The sequence below is a fragment of the Janthinobacterium paucivorans genome (genome assembly GCF_051380805.1).
Taxonomy (GTDB): domain Bacteria; phylum Pseudomonadota; class Gammaproteobacteria; order Burkholderiales; family Burkholderiaceae_D; genus Janthinobacterium; species Janthinobacterium lividum_D.
This window is the reverse complement of the sequence record NZ_JBNYXR010000038.1, coordinates 1-1457: the sequence shown is the minus strand read 5'-3', so window position 1 is coordinate 1457 and position 1457 is coordinate 1. Positions and strand designations below refer to the sequence as shown.

Here is a 1457-nt window from a genome sequence, read left to right as displayed (position 1 = left end):
CCCAATCCACCCAAGTTAAGCAACAGGCTGCCATCAAGCAACCTTGTAGGCCATGTATTTATGGGGCTTGTAGGCGTTGGTTTGCCGTGACCTTGATTGTCCTGGGCGATGTTGAAACGTTCGCTTGGCGATCAGAGCCAGCGCGTCGGCAAGCAAGTGGGCTGCCGCCAGCCCAAGCAGCAACGATGGCAAGAGCGGCTTGAGTACCGAATGGACATAGGCGCGGTTGATGCGTCTGTCCGTCGGCAATGCATCTTGCTGGCCGGCAGCACAGCTCGCCAACGCCTGCAGGTTATCGCATATTACCTTGGCGGCCAGATCCTGCATCAGGGCCTGCTGTGACAGTCCCGTCACGTGCTCCAGATGGAGGCGGTGTTTGAGGCGCTTGAAGGCTTCCTCGATGCGCCAGCGTTGGTGGTAGAGGTCTCCGAACAATGCGGCAGGGAATTGTTCAACGTCCAGTAAGTTAGTCATCAGAACACGCACCTTGCCGGTCGAGGCAACATGGCGTATCAGGCGCACGGTCTGCAGCTCAATGGGACATTCATAGTCAATCGCATCGCGTCGATCCGGCGCCCGCAGCGTGACGATCTGCTCCTGCAGCCCCGATTTCAGAAACTGATTGACGCAGGGAAAGCCGCCACCGCGCGCCTGTTCGACACGCATGCAGAAGGCAATGTGGCGCTGGTTCAATACGGCAGGCATCCAATAGCACGGGTAGCCTCGGTCGAGTAACAGCAGATCATCCTTGCCAAGCCGGTCGAGCTGTTCGAACAGCATCTGGCGTTCACCGACGTCGGTGCTGTATAGCGAGGCCGAGAGCATCAATTCGGCACCGGGTAGAAACAAGCCAAACACCAGTTGATCGGCCACGGCAGCACGTTTGACATGGCTGGCGCGCAAGCCAAAGCGAACGGTCGAGGCGTCAGCGGCGACCAGCCTGAAACCGTGCCAGCGTGGCAGGTAGCCATGCTGCTGTGCTTGTGCAATGAGCCAGTCGTTAAGCTCTGGCATGGCCGTGGTGGCAAGTTTTGAGCGTGCCTGAGCGAAAGCCTGGGCGCTCACCTCGTGCGTCAGTTGCGCCTGCTGTTGCAGATGACCAAAGAATTCATCAAGTTCGGTTTGCACACTCTTGCGCATGCCGGTAAGCATGAGCGCCACCAAGGACGGTAGTGGCAGTTTGCGGCGCCGTTGAAACGCTGTTGGATGATCAGGATGGCGGGCGGTAAGACGAAACTGGTCGGATTGAAGATGGTCGGAGAAATCGGACAGCAAGGAAGCGAGCGACATGAAAGGCCAATGAAGATCAAAAGACCTTCATTGGCCGCCGCCTTGCCGCTGTCGAAAAAAGAGAGGTCAGCAAGGCGGCGGCCGCGCAAAGCCGGTGCCACGTCAAGCACTATTTCATTGATTTGCCATCAATTGCGCGGGCTTGCTCCTTAACTTGGGTGGATTGG

At 57.8% G+C, this 1457-nt stretch carries 1 protein-coding gene; it reads right to left on the bottom strand.

All coding sequences use genetic code 11. The features are described from left to right. Positions 1-33 precede the first annotated feature (33 nt). Positions 34-1290, bottom strand: coding sequence for an IS4 family transposase (locus ACQ4V8_RS21820; RefSeq protein ID WP_050855886.1), 1257 nt, complete (start codon positions 1288-1290; stop codon positions 34-36). Positions 1291-1457: the final 167 nt, after the last annotated feature.

What these genes read in the sequence shown, in the direction of transcription:
- ACQ4V8_RS21820 (WP_050855886.1), bottom strand. Translation starts at nt 1,290, where the DNA reads ATGTCGCTCGCTTCCTTGCTGTCCGATTTCTCCGACCATCTTCAATCC.